We start from the raw sequence: 21,519 nt of genomic DNA on the forward strand, positions 1-21,519 counted from the left end.
TTGTCTATGTCTACCCCCACTTCAAATGCTATTGAAATCCCGAACGAGAGTGCTTTCTCGTTGAAGGATTTTCTATCCAGTTTCATGCTGAGCGAGCTATTCAAGGGCCTGGCGCTGACCGGAAAATATGCGTTTCGCAGCAAGATCACTCTGGAATACCCTGAAGAGAAAACGCCCCTGTCGCCCAGATTCCGGGGTCTGCATGCACTTCGTCGTTACGAGAATGGCGAAGAGCGGTGTATTGCCTGCAAGCTGTGCGAAGCCATTTGCCCGGCGATGGCGATAACCATCGAATCAGAGGTTCGAGCCGATGGCTCCCGTCGGACGACGCGCTATGACATCGATTTAAACAAGTGTATTTTCTGTGGTTTTTGTGAAGAGAGTTGCCCGGTTGACTCTATTGTGGAGACCTCAATCCTTGAATACCACGGCGAATCTCGTAGTGACCTCTATTTCACGAAAGACATGCTGCTGGCGGTGGGCGATCGCTACGAACCTCAGATTGCGGCGGCCAGGGCGGCTGATGCCAAATACCGCTAATGACCTCATGAGCAGATATAACCTTTTGAACACCGGAAAAAAGTAACGACAAATGGACGTCAAGACGGGTTTTTTCTATTTTTTCTCGATCGTGCTGCTGTTTGCCGCCTTTCGGGTTATTACTTCTCGCAATCCGGTGTATGCCGTTTTGTATCTTGTACTGGCATTTTTTCAGGCTGCAGCGATTTGGTTGTTGCTTAGGGCGGAGTTTTTGGCGATTGCGTTGGTTCTGGTGTATGTCGGGGCTGTCATGGTGCTGTTCCTGTTCGTGGTGATGATGCTGGACATCAAGGTAGATGGTTTGCGCGAAGGCTTCTGGAAACATTTTCCGTTAGCTGCCACGGTGGGCGTCTTTATTGCTCTGGAGATGGCCGCGGTATTGATGGGGGGATTTCGCGTCGGTGATGAACCGCAAAGTGCTGTGGCACTCGGTCAGGCAAGTGCTGAGTTTTCCAACACCCGTGAACTGGGCAAAGTTCTTTATGGCCAATATGTCTACCCACTCGAAATTGCTGGAGCGATTCTGCTGGTGGCGATGATTGCAGCCATCGCATTGACCTTGCGTCAACGCAAGGACAGCAAGCAGGTGAGCCCGTCCATGCAGGTGCGGGTGAAAGCCAGGGACCGGATGACTGTGCTCAAGATGGCGTCGACCAAGGTGGCGCTAATGGATGACGCGGCAAGCGCGACAACTGCGGAGAAAAAAGAATGACTTTAACCCTTGGACATTTTCTGTCGCTCGGTGCCATGTTGTTTGCGCTGTCTGTGATTGGTATTTTTCTCAATCGGAAGAATTTGATTGTTTTATTGATGGCGATTGAACTGATGCTGCTGGCCGTCAATACCAATTTCGTGGCATTCTCCTATTATTTGGGGGACATGCACGGTCAAATATTTGTGTTTTTTATTCTGACCGTCGCTGCTGCTGAATCAGCAATCGGTCTGGCCATTCTGGTGCTGCTGTTCCGCAACAAGTCAAGCATCAATGTGGACGAACTTAATACGCTCAAGGGTTAATAAGATGAGTCAAACCCTTTCCGCTTCAACGCTTCTCGCGGTGCCAATGGCGCCATTGGCGGGGGCTGTTCTGGCCGGCATTTTTGGTACCAAGTTTGGTGGCAACTGGATCGGTCGACGCCTGTCGCATTCGCTCACTATTCTGGGTGTTTTTATTGCTTTCATCCTGTCCGCCATGACACTCAAAAGTGTGGCACTTGATGGTGCACGCTTCAATGAAACCATTTACACCTGGATGGTGGTGGGCGACATGAGGATGCAAATCGGGTTTCTGGTGGATGGACTCACGGCCATGATGATGTGCGTGGTGACTTTTGTGTCCCTGATGGTCCACATCTACACGATTGGCTACATGGAAGAAGATGAAGGCTATAACCGCTTCTTTTCGTATATATCGCTCTTTACATTCTCAATGCTGATGCTGGTCATGAGCAACAATCTTCTGCAGCTGTTCTTTGGCTGGGAGGGCGTTGGTTTGATGTCCTATCTCCTTATTGGCTTCTGGTTTAACAAGCCCACCGCGGTTTTCGCGAACATGAAGGCTTTTTTGGTAAATCGCGTCGGTGACTTCGGATTTATTTTGGGCATCGCATTGATCATTGCGTTTACCGGAACACTCAATTACACAGAGATATTCGCGCAGAAGGCTGAATTGGCCAAACTCAGTTTCCCTGGTACCGAGTGGATGTTGGTGACGGTAATCTGTATCTGCCTTTTTGTCGGTGCCATGGCCAAGTCAGCTCAATTTCCATTGCACGTCTGGCTGCCCGATTCCATGGAAGGTCCAACCCCAATCTCGGCTTTGATTCACGCTGCCACCATGGTTACTGCGGGTATTTTTATGGTGGCGCGTATGTCGCCTTTGTTTGAACTCAGCGACACTGCGTTGAACTTTGTGCTGGTGATCGGTGCCATCACCGCCCTGTTCATGGGCCTGTTGGGTGTCATTCAGAATGACATCAAGCGCGTGGTTGCCTACTCCACGCTGTCCCAGTTGGGCTATATGACGGTGGCTCTGGGTGCATCTGCTTACTCGGTGGCGGTTTTTCACTTGATGACACACGCTTTCTTCAAGGCGCTCCTGTTCCTTGGCGCGGGCTCGGTCATTATGGGAATGCACCACAATCAGGACATTCGCTGGATGGGTGGGCTGCGCAAGTACATGCCCATTACCTGGATCACATCTTTGCTGGGGTCGCTCGCACTCATAGGAGCCCCCTTGTTTGCGGGTTTCTATTCCAAAGACAGCATCATTGAGGCCGTCTATGAAAGTCATCTGCCCGGTGCCGGTTTCGCAACATTCGCTGTGCTAGGAGGTGTGTTTTTGACGGCGTTCTACTCCTTCCGCCTGTATTTTCTGGTTTTCCATGGTGCCGAGCGCTATGACCAGAATCCAGACGCACATCATGATGCTCATCATGGCCATGGTAAAGAGGAGCACAAGCCGCATGAATCGCCCTGGGTTGTGACAGTGCCACTGATCCTGCTTGCGATTCCCTCGGTTGTGATTGGGTTCATGACCATTGAGCCCATGTTGTACGGGGATTTTTTCAAGGACTCGATCTTCATTAATCTGGAAAAGCACGCGGCCATGGAAGAAATGGCCAAGCTGTTCCACGGCCCGGTGCAGATGGCTTTGCACGGGCTGATGACGATGCCCTTCTGGCTGGCGCTTTTCGGTGTGGCAAGTGCCTACTACATGTACATGGTCAATCCGGCATTGCCAGCGGCGATCAAGACTCGTTTTCAGCCGATCTACACCTTGCTTGAAAATAAATACTACCTGGACTGGTTCAACGAAAACGTGATTTCGCGTGCCGCACGTGCCTTGGGTGTCGGGCTGTGGAAGGGCGGCGATGAAGCTGTGATCGATGGCGCGCTGGTCAACGGCTCCTGGAAAGGAGTGGCTTGGGTATCTGGCGTGATTCGCAGGGTGCAAACAGGTTACCTGTACCACTATGCGCTGGTCATGATATTGGGTGTTTTTGTGCTGATGACGTATTTCGTCTGGCTCAAGTAGGAGAATAAAAAAAATGGGTTTGTTGAGCCTGGCTATTTGGACACCGATTATTTTTGGTGTTGTGCTGCTGGCACTCGGTCGTGATGATCAGGCGCGCACCGTGCGCTGGGTTGCGCTGGTTGGTGCCATCGTCAGTTTTCTGGTTACTTTACCTTTGTACGCTGGCTTCAAGCTCGGCACGGCTGCGATGCAGTTTGTCGAAAAGGCGCCGTGGATAGAGCGCTTCAATGTAAATTACCACATGGGTGTGGATGGCATTTCACTTTGGCTCGTGATACTGACGGCATTTATCAACGTCGTGGTGGTCATCGCCGGCTGGGAAGTCATCACGCGACGGGTCAACCAGTACATGGGTGCGTTCCTCATTTTGAGTGGCTTGCAGATCGGTGTTTTCTGCGCACTCGATGGCATGTTGTTCTATGTGTTTTTTGAGGCCACCTTGGTTCCGATGTACTTGATCATCGGTATATGGGGAGGTCCAAACAAAATCTATGCGGCGTTCAAGTTCTTCTTGTACACCCTGCTCGGTTCGCTTCTGATGCTGGTTGCCCTGATTTTTCTGTATACCAAGTCGGGCGGCAGTTTCGACCTCGCAACGTGGCACCAACTTCCCTTGGCCGGCACCGCGCAGACTCTGTTGTTCTTTGCTTTTCTGGCGGCCTTTGCGGTCAAGGTGCCTATGTGGCCGGTACACACTTGGCTGCCTGATGTGCACGTTGAAGCCCCTACCGGCGGGTCAGCCGTGTTGGCTGCGGTGATGCTCAAACTCGGTGCTTATGGTTTTCTTCGGTTCTCTTTACCTATTGCACCGGACGCGGCGCACGAATGGTCCGGGCTGATGATCGCTTTGTCGCTCATTGCTGTTGTTTATGTGGGCTTGGTGGCACTGGTCCAGACGGATATGAAAAAGCTAGTGGCTTACGCCTCGGTTGCTCACATGGGATTTGTGACTTTGGGTTTTTTCATTTTTAATGATCTGGGACTGTCGGGCGCCCTGGTGCAAATGGTTTCGCATGGTTTTGTATCAGCCGCCATGTTTTTGTCAATTGGTGTGTTGTATGACCGCGCGCATTCGCGTGAGATTGCCAGTTATGGCGGCGTGGTCAACACAATGCCAAAGTTCACCGCTTTTGCCTTGTTGTTTGCGATGGCCAATTGCGGGTTGCCAGGGACAGCCGGTTTTGTTGGTGAGTGGATGGTGATCATTGGGGCAGTCAAGGCCAACTTCTGGCTGGGTTTTGCCGCTGCCAGTTCGCTGGTTTTTGGCGCTGCTTACACCTTGTGGATGGTCAAGCGTGTTTACCTGGGCCCTGTTGCCAATGATCATGTCAAGGCACTGAAAGACATTAATGCTCGTGAATTCTTGATGTTGAGCCTGTTGGCGATCGCGGTGCTGTACATGGGCCTCTATCCGAAGCCCTTTACCGATGTGATGGATACGTCAGTGGCGGAATTGCTCAAGCACGTAGCCCTGTCCAAGCTGATTTGATCAGTCTGAATCGACCAAATTGAATTAAGAGATAGAACATGATCGACAAACTCAGCTGGATTTCGGTTTACCCTGAAATCGTCCTGCTTATTATGGCTTGCGTCATCGCGCTGGCCGATCTTGGCGTGAAAAGCCCGCGCCGCACACAGACCTATTTGCTGTCCCTGCTGACCCTGGCAATCGTTGCAGCTTTGCAGGCGAGTTACGCCGTTGGCGGTGTGACCGTCTACGGTTTTGGCAATATGGTGGTCAGCGATCCCATGGGCAACTGGCTCAAGTGCTTTGCGACCATTGCCGTCATGGTTACCTTGGTCTATGGCCGACCCTACGCGGCTGATCGCGACATGTTGCGCGGTGGCGAGATGTTCTCCTTGAGCCTGTTTGGCCTGTTAGGCATCTTTGTCATGATCTCCGGCAATAATTTCCTGGTGATCTACCTGGGGCTTGAGTTGCTGACGCTGTCGAGCTATGCGCTGGTGGCTTTGCGACGCGACAATGCCACGGCCACTGAAGCCGCCATGAAGTATTTTGTGTTGGGGGCGCTGGCGTCGGGTTTCCTGTTGTACGGACTGTCAATGATGTATGGCGCCACCGGCTCGCTGGATGTGAATGCTGTGTTCAGGGCTATTAATTCCGGCCAGATTAAACATCAGGTGTTGGTGTTCGGTTTGGTGTTTGTGGTGTCGGGCCTCGCTTTCAAGCTTGGCGTGGTGCCATTCCATATGTGGATCCCTGATGTGTACCAGGGTTCCCCCACCGCTGTGACCCTGCTCATCGCCGGCGCACCCAAGCTGGCAGCCTTTGCCATCTGCATTCGGTTGCTGGTTGAGGGCATGCTGCCATTGGCCATTGACTGGCAGCAGATGTTGATGGTGTTGTCCGTCGGCTCGCTGTTGATTGGTAATCTGGCCGCCATTGCGCAGACCAATCTCAAGCGTATGCTGGCGTTCTCGACGATTTCGCACATGGGTTTTGTATTGCTGGGTCTGATGTCTGGCGTGGTGAACGGTGATGTCCACTATGCAGCAAATGCCTACAGCTCTTCCATGTTTTATGTCATCACCTACGTGTTGACAACGCTGGCAAGTTTTGGCGTGATTCTTTTACTGGCCCGCGACGGTTTTGAAAGTGAAGAGATTTCTGATATGGCCGGTCTGAACGAGCGCAGCCCGCTTTATGCTGGCGTGATGGCGGTCTGTCTATTTTCATTGGCTGGCATCCCGCCCATGGTCGGTTTTTATGCCAAGCTCGCGGTGTTACAGGCGCTGGTCGCCTCCGGCGGCGTCTTTCATATCGGTTTGGCCGTATTTGCCGTCATGATGTCGCTGATTGGCGCCTTCTATTACTTGCGTGTCATCAAGGTGATGTACTTTGACAAGCCGCTGACGGCAGGTACCATGTCTGCACCTTTCGATGTACGCGCTGTGTTGTCTCTGAACGGCGCGTTGCTTCTGGTCCTCGGCCTATTGCCTGGTGGTCTGATGGCTTTATGCGCCAATGCGGTTGTGCAAATGCTGGGCACCTGATAGGCGGCCTGAGGCTGATCCTGCCGACGGGTATTGAACTGCTTGGTTCGCCTGCTCGCAAGCGTTGAGCAGTGTTGGTTGACACTGCCTTTTTGTTTGGCGCGATTAGTTCTTCCCACCTGCCATGGATGATCGTCATTTAGTCGAAGAAAAACTCAGCAGTGAAGAATTGGTCAAGGGCCATTTTCTTCACGCGTACCGCGATATCGTCAGACTTCCCAATGGGACGACTACCAGCCGCGAATACATTGTGCATCCCGGGGCCGTCATGATTGTTCCCCTGCTTGAGGACGCAGAGGGTGGAGTCAGGCTCGTACTTGAGCGCCAGTTTCGCTACCCGGTCGGCCAGGTGATGATTGAGTTTCCCGCGGGCAAGGTCGATTCAGGAGAAGACCTTCAGCTATGCGCTCAGCGGGAGCTTCTGGAAGAAACCGGCTACACCGCGTCCCAGTGGTCGCATGCGGGTGTGTTGCACCCGGTCATTTCCTACTCCACGGAATTCATTGATATTTGGTTTGCCCGTGGTATGACGCCCGGGCAGCGCCAGCTCGATCATGGTGAGTTTTTGGATGTGTTTACGGCCACCCCGACAGAGTTGTTGCAGTGGTGTCGGGATGGCCTGATCACGGACGGTAAAACCCTGACAGCGGCCCTGTGGTTACAGAACTTTCTGTCTGGCGCATGGCTTTTGAATTGGCATCCAGCGGCGACTCCTGGCCAGGCCGGATAATGGCGTCATGAAAGTTCTGGACCTCCAATGTCATAACCAGCATGTGTTTGAAGGCTGGTTCGCGTCCGAAAGCGACTTCCTGGATCAGTGTGGGCGTGGCCTGGTCGAGTGCCCAGTATGCGGCGATGGATCGATCAGCAAACGGCTGAGCGCGCCGCGTCTTAACCTGGGTGGTGGCCGTGGCGAGCCGTCACCTGCGCTGGACGTTGCCCGGCCGGATGGTGCGGAGCAAGCACTGCAGCTTGCCTGGATGGCGATGGCCCACCGTATTGTGGCCAACACCGATGACGTGGGCGACAGGTTTGCCGAGGAAGCTCGCAAAATTCATTACGGGGAGGTCAAGGAGCGCGGCATTCGCGGACACGCCTCCCGCGCCGAAGCAGAGTCCCTTATTGAGGAGGGTATCTCCGTGATGCCCTTGTCGCTACCGGCCGCCCTCAAGGGCCAGTTGCAGTAGCGACTGGTCGCCGCGCCGTTGGCGCACGGGGTTAATGCGACTCTTGCATAACGCCATGAACTCATGATCAAAGACAAGGTAATTCTGGACTGTACGCCTAGAATTTCGAGACATTCAAGATCAACCGGAGATACCATGACCCATCCCGCGCTTACCGAACTGCTGACCTATACCCAGGAGCATGCCGGGCCTGATGCCAACCGGCTTGCTGATTTTGTATTGGCCTATTTCGAGAATGCTGACCCGGATGAAATACAGGCTCGTGGTCCCGCAACTTTGTTTGCGATTGCCAATGCACACTGGCGCTTGGCTGATGGCCCGTGTGCACCGCAAAGCGCCAGGATTCGCGTGTTCAATCCGACCTTGGCGGAAGATGGTTTTGTGAGCGAGCACACCGCCATCCAGATTGTTCATGATGACATGCCATTTTTGGTGGACTCGGTCACCATGGCCGTCAACCGCAGTGGCCGAACCGCGCACTGGATTGTCCATCCATTGCTCAGTGTGCAACGCGATAAACAAGGCCACTTGGTCAAGACCGCCAGCGCAGCGCATCTCGGCGAGCAAACCAGCCCGATGGCATCCTTCATTCTGGTGGAATGTGATCGCATTGTGAGCGAGGTTGATCGCGCTGCATTGGCCGGTGAACTGGCGCGCATCTTGGGGGATGTGCGTGCGACGGTCTACGACTGGCAACCCATGTTGAATCGGCTGCGAGCCGTGGCCGATGCATCGGCACAGTCGTCGATCTCATCTGTCAACCAGCAAGAAGGCGTTGAATTTTTGCGCTGGCTCGAAGCGAAGCATTTCACCTTCCTGGGGGCACGTGACTACAACGTGGTGCGTGATGACGACGGCGTGAGTCTGGTCGCCATTCCCGAATCTGGCTTGGGTGTGCTGCGCGGGGTGGCTCATACACCTACAAGTCGCCTCCCTGCTGACGCCGTGGCTTTTCTTGATTCAGACCAACTGGTGCTCATTACCAAGGCCATGACGCGTTCCACCGTGCACCGACCAGCCTGGCTGGACTATATTGGTGTCAAACGCTTCGACGATGCCGGTCAGGTGGTAGGCGAAACACGGTTTCTGGGCTTGTATACCTCTACCGCCTATTCGGCGCCGGTTAGTGCCATTCCGCAAGTGCGCCTCCGCGCGGCCGAGGTGACAGCCGCTGCCGGTGTCGTGCCCGACAGCCATGCGGCCAAGTCGTTGCAGTCGATTCTGGATGCCTACCCGCGCGATGAGTTGTTTCAGATCGATACCGCCACGCTCATAGAGCATGCAATTGGCATCTTGCGCTTGCAAGAACGCCAGCGCACGCGCGTGTTCCTGCGCAGTGATCCGTTTGGGCGCTTCACCTCGGTGCAAGTATTTGTTCCACGTGACCGCTACAACACCGAGTTGCGCATCAAGATTGGTCAGGAGCTGGCCAGTGCGCTGGACGGCCGGTCAATTGAGTTCACCCCGATGCTCACCGACAGCCCGATGGCACGCATCCACTACCTGGTGCGGGCCAAGGAGCAAGTGCCAAAAAACCTGGATCTGCGAGCCCTGGAGGCACGCATTGCCCGGCTGGCGCAGCGCTGGGAAGACGATTGCACGCAGGAACTGCTGTACACCCATGGTGAGGGTCCGGGCTTGACACTGGCGCATCGCTTTGCCAATGCCTTCCCCACCGCTTACCGCGAGGACTTCTCGGCACAGGTGGCGGCGGAGGACGCGCAGGCGCTGTCTGTCTTGACGCCCAGTTCGCCGTTGGCTGTCAAGCTGTATCGCCCGCTGGACGCTGGAGCGGGCCTGTTGCGTTTCAAAATCTACAACACCTCCAAAGTTGCCTTGTCTGATTCCCTGCCGGTGTTGGAGCGCATGGGTGCGCGCGTGCTGGACGAGCAGCCCTACCATGTCGGCAGCGGCAACGCAGACAAGGGTAAAAACGAGGCGTTCTGGATTCATGATCTGGGGCTGCAGTTGCCAGTGGGCACGGAGCTTTCCGTCATCAAGTCACGTTTTGAAGCGCTATTTGTTCAGGCCTGGAAAGGTGAGGTGGAAAGTGACGATCTGAACAAGCTCGTGCTCAACACCAGTCTGGACTCCCGAGCCATTGCTGTGCTGCGCGCTTACACGCGTTACTTCAAGCAGCTGGGCTTTGCCTTCAGCCAGAGCTACATCGAAACGACGTTGTACAAAAATGCCTTGATCGCCCAGGAAATCAGTGCATTGTTCGAGGCCCGCTTTAACCCCGCGCAGGAGGCGGATCGCAGTAGTGTGCAAGAGCAAATTGGCCAGCGCATCGAGGCGCTCCTGAGTGCCGTGGCCAGCCTGGACGAAGACCGGATATTGCGCCAGTTCTATGCCAGTGTCATGGCCACCCTGCGCACCAACGCGTGGCAAACCACGGACCTCGGTGTCGGCAAATCGTACCTGAGCTTCAAGCTGAACCCGCGCGAAGTACCGGGTGTGCCCGAGCCCAAGCCCCTGTTCGAGATTTGGGTCTATTCGCCGCGTGTTGAGGCTCTGCACTTGCGCTTGGGAAAAGTCGCCCGAGGTGGCCTTCGCTGGTCAGATCGGCCGGAAGATTTCCGCACTGAAATACTGGGCCTGGTTAAGGCCCAGCACGTCAAAAATACAGTCATCGTGCCGGTGGGTTCCAAGGGCGGGTTTGTCCTGAAGAAGGCGCCGCCTGCCGGTGAGCGCGAGGCTTATATGGCCGAAGGCATCGCCTGCTACAAACTGTTGCTGTCGGGCATGCTGGACTTGACCGACAACCTGGTGCAAGGCCAGGTGGTGCCCCCGCCCAAGGTGGTCCGCCATGACCCTGACGATCCCTACTTGGTGGTGGCCGCTGACAAGGGCACTGCCTCTTTCTCGGACATTGCCAACAGCGTGTCGGCTCAGTATGGTTACTGGCTGGGCGATGCATTTGCCTCCGGCGGCTCGGTGGGCTATGACCACAAAAAAATGGGGATCACGGCGCGCGGCGCCTGGGAGTCGGTTAAGCGGCACTTCCGCGCGTTGTCGATCAACACGCAAACCACGCCGTTCACCGTGGTCGGTATCGGTGATATGTCGGGCGACGTTTTTGGCAACGGCATGCTGCTGTCCGAACACATCCAGTTGGTGGTTGCGTTTGACCACCGCCACATCTTCATCGACCCCACGCCCGATGTTGCGCTCACCTTCGCTGAGCGCCAGCGTTTGTTTGCGCTGCCACGTTCGAGCTGGGACGATTTCGACAAGACCCTGATTTCTGAAGGAGGTGGCGTTTATTCACGTGCCGCCAAGTCGATCAAACTCTCGGCCCAGGCGCGCGCCGTTATCGGTATTGAGGCTCAGGAGCTCACGCCGGCGGCACTGCTGCATGCCGTTTTGCAGGCACCGGTAGACCTCATCTACAACGGCGGCATTGGCACCTATGTCAAGGCCGCTTATGAGTCTCATGCCCAGGTGGGTGACAAGGCGGGCGACGCATTCCGCGTGAATGGCAGCGAACTGCGCTGCAAGGTGCTGGTCGAAGGCGGTAACCTGGGTTGCACCCAACACGGCCGGGTCGAGTTCGCGCAAAGAGGCGGTTTGATCTACACCGACGCCATAGACAACTCGGCCGGTGTCGATTGTTCCGACCACGAGGTCAACATCAAGATATTGCTGGACCGGGTGGTGGAGGCGGGTGACTTGACGCTCAAGCAGCGCAACGACCTGCTGGCCTCCATGACCGACGAAGTGGGTCATCTGGTGCTGGCGGACAACTACTATCAGACCCAGGCGCTTGACATCGCCTGCCATCGTCCGCTGTATGTGCTGGACGGCCAGCAGCGCTTGATGCAATGGCTTGAAGGGGCCGGGCGCCTGAACCGGGCGATTGAATTCCTGCCCAGTGAGGAGGAGATCGCCTTGCGGCGGTCCCGCAAGCAGGGTTTGACTGCGCCAGAAGGTGCCGTGCTGTTGGCCTATGCCAAGATGTCGGTGTTTGACGACCTGGTGGCCAGCAACCTGCCCGATGACCCCTATTTCAGTGGTGCCCTGCGCGCCTACTTCCCCAAAGTCCTGAGTGAAAAATTTGCCGAGGCGATTGCGCGGCATCCACTCAAGCGCGAAATCATCTCGACTTTCATTGCCAACACGGTGGTCAACCGCACGGGTGCGACGTTCGTCAACTTTTTGGCGGCAGAAGCCGCCGCAACCGCCGCCGATGTGGTGCGCGCCTACACCTTGGCGCGGGAAATATTTGATCTGGAAACGCTGTGGGACCAGATTGACGCGCTCGACTACCAGGTCTCGACCTCTTTGCAGCTGGACCTGTTGAGCAAATTGACCGCCATTGCGCAACGCGCTTCGCGCTGGATGCTGCGGCTGCGCGCCAAAGACACCGATCTGCCGACCCTGATCCAGCGTTACCAACCCGGTGCGCGTGAGTTGCGCGGCAATTTGGAGCATTGGTTGCCAGCCCAGGCCATTGCGAACTGGCAGCAGGCGACCCAAACCCTGGTGCAGGCCGGTGTGGCGCAGGCGCTGGCGCAAAATCTGACGGCGCTGGAGTTCATATTCCCGGCGCTCGATCTGGTGGACTTGGCGCAAGGCACTAACGCCGACCTGGAGCAGGCAGCGCGCGCCTATTTCGGTGTCGAGCGTGCTCTTGGCCTGAGTGCCTGGCGGGCCCAAATCAACCGCTTGCCGACCGACAGCTTGTGGCAGACCCAAGCCAGGGGCAGTGCGCGTGACGACGTCTACTCGATTGCCAGCCAGGTCACACGCAGCTTGCTGTCAGGCACGCAAAGCCTGTCGGATTGGGAGGCGCAGCATCAAATCGCCATTGATCGTTTGTGCAAACTGTTGCAGAACATCGGCACGCAGGGTCCGGACCTGGCGCCGATCTCGGTGGCCCTGCGTGAACTGCGGCATCTGGCGTAAGTTGAGAACGGGCCAGGATCAGACGCTCAGGTCGAGAATTCGGCCGGCGTTCTGGCCTTGCTGGCGTGGCAGGTAAGTGGGATCAACTTGCTGGTTGCGCTGGCTCAAGTCGCGCCACCGGCCCTGGCTTTGCTGGGCTTCACTTTCCGCCTGATCCGCCTGCTGCCGCAGGGTTTGGGCCCTGGCCTCAGCCTGATCCGCTTCGCGCCGGGCTTGTTCTACGCGGGCTCTTCCCAGCACCGACTGCAGCGACGGTGTGGCACTGTTGGTGGCGCTGATGGCAGCCATGGCTCGGGGTTTTGAAGGTCGCCAGCGCTCAAGCGGTGGTGTTGAGGATGCGGCCCGTGGTTTGTCCCTGCGTGTTCACCACCGGCTTGGCTTGAGCCTGTTGCGCAATTTTGGCATTGTTGTCTTTTTCCTGAGCCTCGCGCTTTTGCACCTGATGCACCTCGTCGGCACGCTTGGCTTGCTGGCTTGGCTGCGCGGGCTGGGTTCTAACAGTTGAGACGTCCATCAAAGGCTCCAAACGGTAAAAAATGGCAGTTTACTAGCGAAGTCGACCCCGCTCAAGCGTTGAATTGCAGGGCCGCCAGGCCCGCGTACACGCCACCGTACGCCACCAGTTCGGCGTGCGTACCTTGCTCGACCAACCGGCCGTGGTCGAGCACCACAATGTGGTCAGCCTTGATGACCGTGGCCAGGCGGTGCGCAATGACCAGGGTGGTGCGGCCCCGCATGGCGCTCTCCAGGGCTGCTTGCACCATGCGTTCGCTTTCGGCGTCGAGCGCGCTGGTGGCTTCGTCCAGCAGCAGCAGCGGCGGGTTCTTCAGCATGGCGCGGGCAATCGCAATGCGCTGGCGCTGGCCACCCGAAATGCGCACACCGCGCTCGCCCAGAAATGTGTCATAACCTTGCGGCAGGGCATTGATGAATTCGTCGGCAAAGGCTGCTTGCGCCGCCGCTTTGACCTCGGCGTCGCTGGCTTCAGGCCTGCCATAGCGAATGTTCTCCAGTGCGCTGCTGGAAAAGATCACCGCGTCCTGCGGCACGATGCCGATGCGCTGGCGAAGGTCGTGCAAGGACAGGTCGCGTGTTGCCACGCCGTCCAGCACGATCTGTCCTGCGCCCGGGTCGTAAAAGCGCAGCAGCAATTGAAACACGGTGCTCTTGCCCGCGCCACTGGGTCCGACCAGGGCCACCGTCTGGCCCGGTTTCACTTCCAGCGAGAAATCTGTCAGCGCAGCCTGCGTCGGGCGGGATGGATAGTTGAACCGGATATCTTCAAATTTAATAGCGCTTCCATCAAGCTGAACAGGGGCTAGGGCCGGGTTTGATGGTGAAGTGATGGGCGACTGGCTTTTCAGCAACTCCATCAGCCGTTCGGTCGCGCCGGCGGCGCGCAGCAAGTCGCCATAAACCTCGCCCAGAATCGCAAATGCACTGGCCAAAATGATGACGTACAACACCGTCTGGCCCAAATCGCCGGCGCTGATGCGTCCGGCTATCACCGCTTGCGTGCCCTGGTACAAGCCCCACAGCAGGGCCGCCGAAGTGGCAATGATGATGAACGCCACCAGTACCGAGCGCGCCCGGGTGCGTTTGACCGCAGTCTCAAAAGCGCTGTCGGTCGAGGCGTTGAAGCGCGCCGATTCGCGCTCCTCGGCGGTGTAGCTTTGCACCACGGGAATGGCGTTCAGCACCTCAGCGGCAATGGCGCTGGAGTCCGCCACCCGGTCCTGACTGGCGCGCGAGAGCTTGCGAACGCGCCGGCCAAACCACAGCGACGGCACAATCACCAGCACCAGCAGGGTCAGCACCTGCAGCATGACATACGGATTGGTCCAGATCAACATGCCCAGGGCACCGATGCCCATCACCGTGTTGCGCAAGCCCATGCTCAGCGACGAGCCCACCACCGTCTGCACCAGCGTGGTGTCGGCCGATAGGCGCGACAAGACCTCGCCGGTTTGCGTGGTCTCAAAGAATTCGGGGCTTTGCTGCAGCACGTGGGTGTAGACCGCATTGCGCAGATCGGCCGTGACACGCTCCCCGAGCCAGCTCACCATGTAAAAGCGCGCCGCCGAAAAAAGGCCCAGCGCCACCGCTACCGCAAACAGGGCGACAAAGTGCTGGCGCAGGGCCATCATCTGCGCGCCTTTGTCCGATTGCACCAGGCCCGCGTCGATCAGGCTGCGCAAAGCCAACGGAAAAGCCAGCGTGGCCGTCGCTGCCAGCACCAAGAATGCCAGCGCCAGCCCAATGCGGCCACGGTAGGGCATCAGAAAAGGCAGCAGACCGGACAAGGAACGCGGCGAGGCTTTGAGGGGCGTGGGCTTGGGCATGAGCCGCAGTTTAGCCAAAAAGCGCATAAACCATTGCTGCGCCAAACAACGCCTTGACATTGATTGCCTAAGCAAATAGTATCCACGCCCTTATGAAGCCCTCGCGAACACCCCTCAAGTCCGACCCGCCGCGCTCTGCGGCGGCTGGCGTCGAGCCGATCCAAGAGTCTTGTGCCGCCATTGCGTTTTATTGCGCCGATGGTTACAAGCCCGAGGAGAGCGTGGGTTATTTGATGCGACGCGTGCTGGCCCTGGTGGCGCAAGAAGTCGAGCGTCAACTCGAAACCAGTGACCTGACCAATGCGCAATGGGTACCGCTGTTCAAGCTCTCCATGGGCAAGGTGTCCACTGTCGCCGAGCTGGCGCGCGAATGCCATCTGGACCCTGGTGCCATGACCCGGCTGCTGGATCGGCTGGAGGCCAAGGGCCTGTGTCGCCGTGTGCGTTCGGTGGCGGACCGGCGTGTTGTCCATATCGAGCTGACGCCAGTCGGCCTTGATGCAGCGGCCGCCCTGCCTGCGGTGCTCAGCCGTGTACAAAATGCCCATCTGGCCGGTTTCTCGGTCGAAGAGTTTGAAGCCTTGAAGGGCTTTTTGCGGCGCATCCTGGACAACGCGCAGACTCAAGCACAGACCTTGGCCCCGAGCCAGACCATTTCAGGAGACCCAGATGCACCGTGATTTTGAAATCGCGCGCAGACGCTTCAGCCGATCCGCACTGGCGGCCTTCGTGGTTCTGGGCCTGTCGGCTTGTGCCAATATGCAAGAGATCGGGCCGCAAGCTGCGCTGCGCGATGCCGCATCGCTGGGTCTGCCCATTCAATCCAGCGCCAGTGTCGCGCCCAACGCGCAATGGTGGCGCGAGTTGGGTGACGAACAACTGAACGGCTTGATTGACCAGGCCTTGGCAGCCAACCCCAGCCTCAAAATTGCGCAGGCCCGGCTCGCCCGCGCTCAAGCCGGTGCCGCTGCAACAGAGGCCGCTAGTGGACCGCAGCTCAGCGCAGGCGTTGACGCCATGCGTCAAAAATTCACCGCCAACGGCATGATTCCGCCGCCTTTGGCCGGTTCAATGGCTGAAACCGGCACGGCGCAACTCAGTGGCAACTGGGAGCTCGATTTTTTTGGCAAGAACCGCGCTGCACTCGCAGCTGCCCTGGGCAGCGCGCGCGCCGCGCAGGCGGATGCCGATGCGGCCCGCACACTGCTGGCCAGCACGGTGGCGCGCAACTACTTTCAATTGACACGGCTGCACGCTCAATTGGCGCTGGCGCAGCGCCTGCTGGCGCAACGCACACAGGTGCTGCGGCTGGTGCAGCACCGTCTGGACGCCGGGCTCGACACGCAGCTTGAATTGCGCCTGAGCGAAGGCAATTTGCCCGATGCCCGACTGCAGATCGAAGGCCTGCATGAGCAGATTACGTTGACCACGCACGCCTTGGCCGCGCTGATTGGACAGCCAAATAGGGCTCTAGCCATCGTCCCGCCTTTGCATGATGCTATAGAAATAGCAGCACCTACGACCGTGTCCGCCGACCTGTTGGGTCGCCGCGCTGACATTGCTGCGGCCCGCTGGCGCGTCGAGGCCGCCAGTCAGGACGTCGCCGGTGCCAAGAGCCAGTTTTATCCCAATGTCAATCTGGTCGCTTTTGCCGGTTTCTCCAGCATTGGGCTGGATCGCTTGCTCGGCGCGGGCAGCGAGCAATGGGGCGTGGGCCCGGCACTGCGTTTGCCGCTCTTTGACGGGGGTCGCTTGCGTGCCAATTTGCGCGGCAAAACGGCTGATCTGGACGCCGCCATCGAGAGCTACAACGCCGCCGTGATTGATGCCGTGCGCGATGTGGCCGATCAACTCGCCGCCACGCAAGCCATCACACGTCAGCAGGCCGAGCAGCGCGCGGCGCAAGACTCAGCCGAACACGCTTATGCCATCGCCACGCGGCGCTATGAGGCCGGACTGGGTAACTTGCTCAGTGTGCTGGCCGCCGAGACTGCCGTGTTGAGTCAAAGCCGCCAAGGCATTGACTTGAGCGCTCGTGCACGCGATACCCAGGTTTCGCTGATGCGTGCGTTGGGCGGCGGTTATCGCGCCGAGCTGCCTGCCGCTACCGCACAGAAATAAATCACACCCATCTTTGACTCTTTCACACCATGACCGAACCTCAAAATCTCGCCCCGCCCCGGCATGCTGCGGGCAACCCAGCGCGTAAAAAGGCCTTGAGCGCCATTGCGGGCGTCGTTGTCATCGCGGGACTGGGCTGGGCCGCCTACGACTGGTTGGTGGCCAGCCATTTTGAATCCACCGACAACGCCTATGTCCAGGGCAACGTGGTCCAGATCACGCCGCAAATTGGCGGTACGGTGGTCGCCATCCTGGCCGATGACACGGACTGGGTCAAAGCCGGACAGGCCCTGGTCAAACTTGACCCGGCGGATGCCACACTGGCGCTCGATCAAGCCAAAGCCAGTCTGGCGCAGACCGTGCGGCAGGTGCGCACGCTGTATGCCAACAACGCAAGCCTGCAGGCCCAAATCAGTCTGCGCGAGTCTGACGTGGTCAAGGCCCAAACCGAAATTGCGCGTGCCACCGATGACCTGAACCGCCGCCAATCCCTGGCGGGTGAGGGGGCCGTCTCGCGTGAAGAACTCAACCACAGCCAGACTCAGCTGGCCAACGCTAAGAGTGCGATGGCCTCGGCTCTGGCGGGGGTCGCCACCGCCCGCCAACAACTGGCCAGTAACCAGGTCATGACCGAAGGCGTGAGTGTCGAACAGCACCCGAGCGTGCAAGTGGCTGCTGCCAAAGTGCGTGAGGCCTGGCTGGCCAAAGAGCGGGCCGTTTTGCCCTCGCCAGTGGACGGCTTCGTGGCTCGGCGCAGCGTGCAGTTGGGCCAGCGCGTGGCGGCGGGCACACCCTTGATGTCCGTGATTGCTCCCCAGCAGTTGTGGGTTGATGCCAATTTCAAGGAGGTCCAGCTGCGTCATATCCGCATTGGTCAGAGCGTCGAATTGACGGCCGATCTGTACGGCAAAAAAGTGGCCTACAAGGGCGTGGTGAGCGGTCTGGGCATGGGTACCGGCGCCGCCTTTGCCCTGTTGCCCGCGCAGAACGCGACCGGGAACTGGATCAAGGTGGTGCAGCGCGTACCGGTGCGGGTGGCGCTGGACGCTGGCGAGCTGGCAAAAAACCCCTTGCGAGTCGGTCTGTCGATGATCGCCACGGTCGATGTAACCCGACAAGACGGCAAGATGCTGGCCGATGCGCCGCGTGACGCCGCGCTGGTGCAAACCGCTGTTTATGAAGCCCTTGAGCGTGGCGCAACGCAAGAGGTGCAAAAAATTGTCGCCGCCAATCTGGGGCACAGTTGACATGACGCGCAACTAAGCCGAGCCGCGCATGAGCACTGCCACGCCTTTCAACCCGCCACCGCTGCAAGGTTCGGCTCGCCTGTGGGGCACCATCGCCGTCTCGTTGGCGACCTTCATGAACGTGCTCGACTCGTCGATTGCCAACGTGTCGCTGCCCGCCATCGCCGGCGATCTGGGGGTGAGCGCCAACCAGGGCACCTGGGTCATCACCAGCTTTGGCGTCGCCAACGCCATTGCCCTGCCGCTCACCGGCTGGTTGTCGCAGCGTTTTGGCCAGGTGCGCCTGTTCATCACCAGTGTCTTGCTGTTTGTGCTGAGCTCCTGGCTGTGTGGGCTGGCACCGAACATGACCATGCTCATCATCTTCCGGGTCATGCAGGGTTTCGTGGCGGGGCCGATGATCCCGCTCTCGCAGGGCTTGCTGCTGTCGAGCTACCCGCCCGCGCTGGCGGGCCTGGCGATGGGCTTGTGGGCCATTACCACGCTGGTGGCACCGGTCGTGGGTCCGCTGCTGGGCGGCTGGATCACCGACAACATCAACTGGTCCTGGATTTTTTATATCAACATCCCGTTTGGTCTGCTGTCAGCCTTCATGGTCTGGTCGATCTACCGCAAGCGTGAGAGTGTCATACGCAAATTGCCGATTGACTCGGTCGGTCTGGGTCTGCTGGTGATCTGGGTCGGCGCTTTGCAGATCATGCTCGACAAAGGCAAGGAGCTCGACTGGTTTCATTCACCGGAGGTGGTCGGCTTGGGGTTGGTGGCGCTGGTGGGGTGCGCCATTTTTCTGGCCTGGGAACTCACGGCCGAACACCCGGTGGTTGATCTGCACCTGTTCAAGCGGCGCAATTTCTGGTCTGGCACGCTGGCGATTGCGGTCGGCTACGGTTTATTTTTTGGCAATGTCGTCTTGCTGCCCCTGTGGCTGCAGCAGTTCATGGGCTATCCGTCGATTGACGCGGGCATGCTGTTGGCACCGGTGGGCCTGCTCGCCATTATCCTGTCGCCGATCGTGGGCAAGAACGTGAACCGGGTCGATCCGCGCTGGCTGGCCAGCTTTGCGTTTGTGGTGTTTGCGGTGGTGCTGCTGATGCGCTCGCAGTTCAACACCCAGGCCGACTTTGGCACCATGATGCTGCCGACGATCATTCAGGGCATCGCGATGGCGTTCTTCTTCATTCCTTTGTCGGTCATCTTGCTGTCAGGCATTACGCCCGACAAGATCCCCGCCGCCTCCGGTCTGTCGAGTTTTGTGCGGATTGTGGCGGGGTCGTTTGGTACGTCGATTGCGACGACCGTCTGGCAAGACCGTGCCGCCATGCACCACGCGCAGTTGGCTGAATCCATCCACCAAGGCAGCGCCACGGCCACGCAGGTGCTGGCCGGCATGCGCAACGCGGGGCTGACGCCTGAGCAGGCGCTGGCGCAGGTCAACCGGCTGATTGATCAGCAGGCCTATATGTTGGCCATTGACGATGTATTTTTTGCATCGGCGATGATTTTTCTGCTGCTGATACCGGTGGTGTGGTTTGCCAGGCCCAAACTCGCTGGCAGTGCAGGCGGCGCCGGCGGTTCAGGCAGCAATGTCGATGCCGCCGTTGGGGCGCATTGATGTTGTGCTGCCAGGCCTGGAGCCGCAGCGCACCGGCATAGCCGGTCATCTCCAGGTAGCCGCGCCCGACTTGATGGCCCTGGCTGTCCAGCAGCTCGCTCAAGCCTTCCCAGTAGACCGCGCCGGTGGAATTTCGGCTGTCGAGTTCCTGGTCGTCGATGAAGAAGTCAGCGCCGAAGGGGGAACAAGTCTGCAGACACTTGGTTTATAAATAAAATTGGCCATCGGAATCCTGCCGGCACTCGATGCCATCCGTCTCTCCAGCATCTACATTCCCACGACATAGCGATGGGCCCCGTGGCGCAAGTCGGGAATCCTGTGGGCTGCATCGAGCATGACTCGTGCCGAAAAAGCAACCGCATCGAAGCGCGCCTCCAACATCAGGCTGGCATGTACGCCGGCGGCCGCGACCTCCTGGCGCTCCAGGACCAGGCCATGACCCACTTCAGCCTCGACCTCGGACAGGCTGCCGACCTGAAACACCAGCGTCGCCTCGCCGGCAAACATCGGATCAGCCGCAATGGCGGAACGCACTTGCTCGAAATTGGCACCGCGCTCGAGTTCGACATAGACGTAGTGCTGCAGCGCCCCATTGTCGCCGCTGTATTCGCCGGCAAGGGCGTCCTTGACGCCGGGCATGTGTGCCACCACGGCGCTATGGTGCAGGCTGACGCCGGGGTGTCGATGAACGGTGCTGTTGCCGCGTGGAATCAGAATCTCGAAGGTGCGGTTCAACAAGGGCATCACTCCTGGATCCCAGCCTGCGCCGACCACAGCAGTGGCGCGATAGCTGTTTGCCACGTGATCAAGTTCGGCATAGTATGCCGCCTGCGCACTGCCCTCAATCGTGGCGCACTCCACGACCGGTACACGTGCCTGCAGAAGCTCTCGCGCCACACCTCCCACACTTTCTGTCGGCACGCAGATCAGCGCCACATCGACGCGTTCAAGATCACGGATATGCCCCACTGAGGGGAAACGCTGAAGCCTGCCTGGAAGCGTCGCGGGTGATCCGGCGCGACGTACAACGCCGGCCAGTGTCATTTCTGTTTCGTCAAGCAGGAAAGTGGCGCAGGCCCTGCCGAGCTTGCCCAGACCGATCACCGCTACTTGCAGCATTTTCATCGCAGCACTCACTTTCCTCTGGCTGCCCAAACCATGCCCCGTCGGAATGGATCTGTCATTGACAGGGGTCAACAACCTCGCGTCTCGCAGATGCGGTGTTGACGACGCTGGTGGTTCCAGCCGCAGTTGTCCTGCGCACTAAATGCCACATGTCCCGGAACCACAAGACCGGATGCAGTTGGCCGAATCCATCCACCAAGGTAGAGTGCCACGGCCACGCAGGTGCTAGCCGGCATGCGCAACGCGGGGCTGACGCCTGAGCAGGCACTGGCGCAGGTCAACCGGCTGATTGATCAGCAGGCCCAAACTCGCCGGCAGCGCCAGCAGCGCCGGCGGTTCAGGCAGCAATGTCGATGCCGCCGTTGGGGCCCATTGATGTTGTGCT

At 58.4% G+C, this 21,519-nt stretch carries 18 protein-coding genes and 1 pseudogene; 13 read left to right on the plus strand and 6 right to left on the minus strand.

Translation table 11 applies throughout. From position 1 onward, the window contains the following. Positions 1–6 precede the first annotated feature (6 nt). From nuoI to RFER_RS07600, 9 genes are all read left to right on the plus strand, one after another. A complete protein-coding gene (gene nuoI, locus RFER_RS07560) occupies positions 7–540 on the plus strand; it encodes an NADH-quinone oxidoreductase subunit NuoI (RefSeq protein WP_011463802.1) in 534 nt (177 codons plus the stop codon). Positions 541–592: 52 nt separating this feature from the next. Further along, positions 593–1,252, plus strand: a complete 660-nt coding sequence (locus RFER_RS07565) for an NADH-quinone oxidoreductase subunit J (RefSeq protein WP_011463803.1) — start codon at positions 593–595, stop codon at positions 1,250–1,252. After that, positions 1,249–1,557, plus strand: a complete 309-nt coding sequence (gene nuoK / locus RFER_RS07570) for an NADH-quinone oxidoreductase subunit NuoK (RefSeq protein WP_011463804.1) — start codon at positions 1,249–1,251, stop codon at positions 1,555–1,557. Before RFER_RS07565 ends, nuoK begins: the two co-directional genes overlap by 4 nt. 4 nt (positions 1,558–1,561) lie before the next feature. Then, positions 1,562–3,577, plus strand: a complete 2,016-nt coding sequence (gene nuoL / locus RFER_RS07575; RefSeq protein WP_011463805.1) for an NADH-quinone oxidoreductase subunit L — start codon at positions 1,562–1,564, stop codon at positions 3,575–3,577. Between the two features lie 13 nt (positions 3,578–3,590). Next, positions 3,591–5,066, plus strand: coding sequence for an NADH-quinone oxidoreductase subunit M (locus RFER_RS07580; protein ID WP_011463806.1), 1,476 nt, complete (start codon positions 3,591–3,593; stop codon positions 5,064–5,066). Between the two features lie 38 nt (positions 5,067–5,104). Beyond that, the gene (nuoN, locus tag RFER_RS07585) at positions 5,105–6,592 is read left to right on the plus strand and encodes an NADH-quinone oxidoreductase subunit NuoN (protein WP_011463807.1); all 1,488 of its coding nucleotides are present in this window, start codon (positions 5,105–5,107) and stop codon (positions 6,590–6,592) included. Between the two features lie 124 nt (positions 6,593–6,716). Continuing rightward, positions 6,717–7,322, plus strand: a complete 606-nt coding sequence (locus RFER_RS07590) for an NUDIX domain-containing protein (protein WP_011463808.1) — start codon at positions 6,717–6,719, stop codon at positions 7,320–7,322. Positions 7,323–7,329: 7 nt separating this feature from the next. After that, a complete protein-coding gene (locus RFER_RS07595; RefSeq protein ID WP_011463809.1) occupies positions 7,330–7,779 on the plus strand; it encodes a DUF1178 family protein in 450 nt (149 codons plus the stop codon). Between the two features lie 135 nt (positions 7,780–7,914). Further along, positions 7,915–12,687, plus strand: a complete 4,773-nt coding sequence (locus tag RFER_RS07600; protein ID WP_011463810.1) for an NAD-glutamate dehydrogenase — start codon at positions 7,915–7,917, stop codon at positions 12,685–12,687. A gap of 18 nt (positions 12,688–12,705) precedes the next feature. Here the strand turns inward: RFER_RS07600 and RFER_RS07605 are convergent, their stop codons facing one another. From RFER_RS07605 to RFER_RS07615, 3 genes are read right to left on the minus strand one after another with little or no spacing between them, the layout of a single operon-like run. After that, complete coding sequence (locus RFER_RS07605) at positions 12,706–12,975, minus strand: hypothetical protein (RefSeq protein ID WP_011463811.1); 270 nt, start codon at positions 12,973–12,975, stop codon at positions 12,706–12,708. 28 nt (positions 12,976–13,003) lie between these two features. Next, entirely contained in the window at positions 13,004–13,201 is a 198-nt protein-coding gene (locus tag RFER_RS07610; protein WP_011463812.1) for a hypothetical protein, read from the minus strand. A gap of 52 nt (positions 13,202–13,253) precedes the next feature. Continuing rightward, on the minus strand, positions 13,254–15,056 hold the full coding sequence (locus RFER_RS07615) for an ABC transporter transmembrane domain-containing protein (protein ID WP_244095830.1): 1,803 nt from the start codon (positions 15,054–15,056) through the stop codon (positions 13,254–13,256). 65 nt (positions 15,057–15,121) lie between these two features. Between RFER_RS07615 and RFER_RS07620 the strand changes: the two genes are divergently transcribed. The 4 genes from RFER_RS07620 to RFER_RS07635 are packed head-to-tail and all read left to right on the plus strand — an operon-like array spanning position 15,122 to position 20,009. Beyond that, positions 15,122–15,709 carry a MarR family winged helix-turn-helix transcriptional regulator gene (locus RFER_RS07620; protein WP_011463814.1) on the plus strand — a complete coding sequence of 196 codons (588 nt, stop codon included), beginning with the start codon at positions 15,122–15,124 and terminating at the stop codon, positions 15,707–15,709. Further along, positions 15,699–17,150: an efflux transporter outer membrane subunit gene (locus RFER_RS07625; protein WP_011463815.1), complete on the plus strand. Its 1,452-nt coding sequence runs from the start codon at positions 15,699–15,701 to the stop codon at positions 17,148–17,150. Before RFER_RS07620 ends, RFER_RS07625 begins: the two co-directional genes overlap by 11 nt. Positions 17,151–17,179: 29 nt before the next feature. Beyond that, a complete protein-coding gene (locus tag RFER_RS07630; RefSeq protein WP_011463816.1) occupies positions 17,180–18,397 on the plus strand; it encodes an HlyD family efflux transporter periplasmic adaptor subunit in 1,218 nt (405 codons plus the stop codon). A 28-nt stretch (positions 18,398–18,425) separates the two neighbouring features. Beyond that, positions 18,426–20,009, plus strand: coding sequence for a DHA2 family efflux MFS transporter permease subunit (locus RFER_RS07635; RefSeq protein WP_011463817.1), 1,584 nt, complete (start codon positions 18,426–18,428; stop codon positions 20,007–20,009). 19 nt (positions 20,010–20,028) lie between these two features. On the opposite strand, the pseudogene RFER_RS23425 reads toward RFER_RS07635, so the two are convergent. The 3 genes and pseudogenes from RFER_RS23425 to RFER_RS24865 all read right to left on the minus strand — a co-directional run. Next, positions 20,029–20,169: pseudogene (locus tag RFER_RS23425) on the minus strand (lipocalin family protein); the annotation flags it as partial. Between the two features lie 107 nt (positions 20,170–20,276). Beyond that, a complete protein-coding gene (locus RFER_RS07645; protein WP_011463818.1) occupies positions 20,277–21,134 on the minus strand; it encodes a diaminopimelate dehydrogenase in 858 nt (285 codons plus the stop codon). 225 nt (positions 21,135–21,359) lie between these two features. Beyond that, on the minus strand, positions 21,360–21,482 hold the full coding sequence (locus tag RFER_RS24865; protein ID WP_279587700.1) for a hypothetical protein: 123 nt from the start codon (positions 21,480–21,482) through the stop codon (positions 21,360–21,362). Positions 21,483–21,519 lie beyond the last annotated feature (37 nt).

The organism is Rhodoferax ferrireducens T118, from assembly GCF_000013605.1.
Classification (GTDB): domain Bacteria; phylum Pseudomonadota; class Gammaproteobacteria; order Burkholderiales; family Burkholderiaceae_C; genus Rhodoferax; species Rhodoferax ferrireducens.

Excerpts from the sequence above, each read along its gene's own strand:
- RFER_RS07625 (WP_011463815.1), top strand. The coding sequence starts at position 15,699 with ATGCACCGTGATTTTGAAATCGCGCGCAGACGCTTCAGCCGATCCGCA.
- RFER_RS07565 (WP_011463803.1), top strand. The coding sequence starts at position 593 with ATGGACGTCAAGACGGGTTTTTTCTATTTTTTCTCGATCGTGCTGCTG.
- nuoL (WP_011463805.1), top strand. The coding sequence starts at position 1,562 with ATGAGTCAAACCCTTTCCGCTTCAACGCTTCTCGCGGTGCCAATGGCG.
- RFER_RS07600 (WP_011463810.1), top strand. The coding sequence starts at position 7,915 with ATGACCCATCCCGCGCTTACCGAACTGCTGACCTATACCCAGGAGCAT.
- RFER_RS07620 (WP_011463814.1), top strand. The coding sequence starts at position 15,122 with ATGAAGCCCTCGCGAACACCCCTCAAGTCCGACCCGCCGCGCTCTGCG.
- nuoN (WP_011463807.1), top strand. The coding sequence starts at position 5,105 with ATGATCGACAAACTCAGCTGGATTTCGGTTTACCCTGAAATCGTCCTG.
- RFER_RS07635 (WP_011463817.1), top strand. The coding sequence starts at position 18,426 with ATGAGCACTGCCACGCCTTTCAACCCGCCACCGCTGCAAGGTTCGGCT.
- RFER_RS07605 (WP_011463811.1), bottom strand. The coding sequence starts at position 12,975 with ATGGCTGCCATCAGCGCCACCAACAGTGCCACACCGTCGCTGCAGTCG.
- nuoI (WP_011463802.1), top strand. The coding sequence starts at position 7 with ATGTCTACCCCCACTTCAAATGCTATTGAAATCCCGAACGAGAGTGCT.
- RFER_RS07630 (WP_011463816.1), top strand. The coding sequence starts at position 17,180 with ATGACCGAACCTCAAAATCTCGCCCCGCCCCGGCATGCTGCGGGCAAC.
- RFER_RS07595 (WP_011463809.1), top strand. The coding sequence starts at position 7,330 with ATGAAAGTTCTGGACCTCCAATGTCATAACCAGCATGTGTTTGAAGGC.
- RFER_RS07590 (WP_011463808.1), top strand. The coding sequence starts at position 6,717 with ATGGATGATCGTCATTTAGTCGAAGAAAAACTCAGCAGTGAAGAATTG.
- RFER_RS07580 (WP_011463806.1), top strand. The coding sequence starts at position 3,591 with ATGGGTTTGTTGAGCCTGGCTATTTGGACACCGATTATTTTTGGTGTT.
- RFER_RS07615 (WP_244095830.1), bottom strand. The coding sequence starts at position 15,056 with ATGCGCTTTTTGGCTAAACTGCGGCTCATGCCCAAGCCCACGCCCCTC.
- RFER_RS07645 (WP_011463818.1), bottom strand. The coding sequence starts at position 21,134 with ATGAAAATGCTGCAAGTAGCGGTGATCGGTCTGGGCAAGCTCGGCAGG.
- RFER_RS07610 (WP_011463812.1), bottom strand. The coding sequence starts at position 13,201 with ATGGACGTCTCAACTGTTAGAACCCAGCCCGCGCAGCCAAGCCAGCAA.
- nuoK (WP_011463804.1), top strand. The coding sequence starts at position 1,249 with ATGACTTTAACCCTTGGACATTTTCTGTCGCTCGGTGCCATGTTGTTT.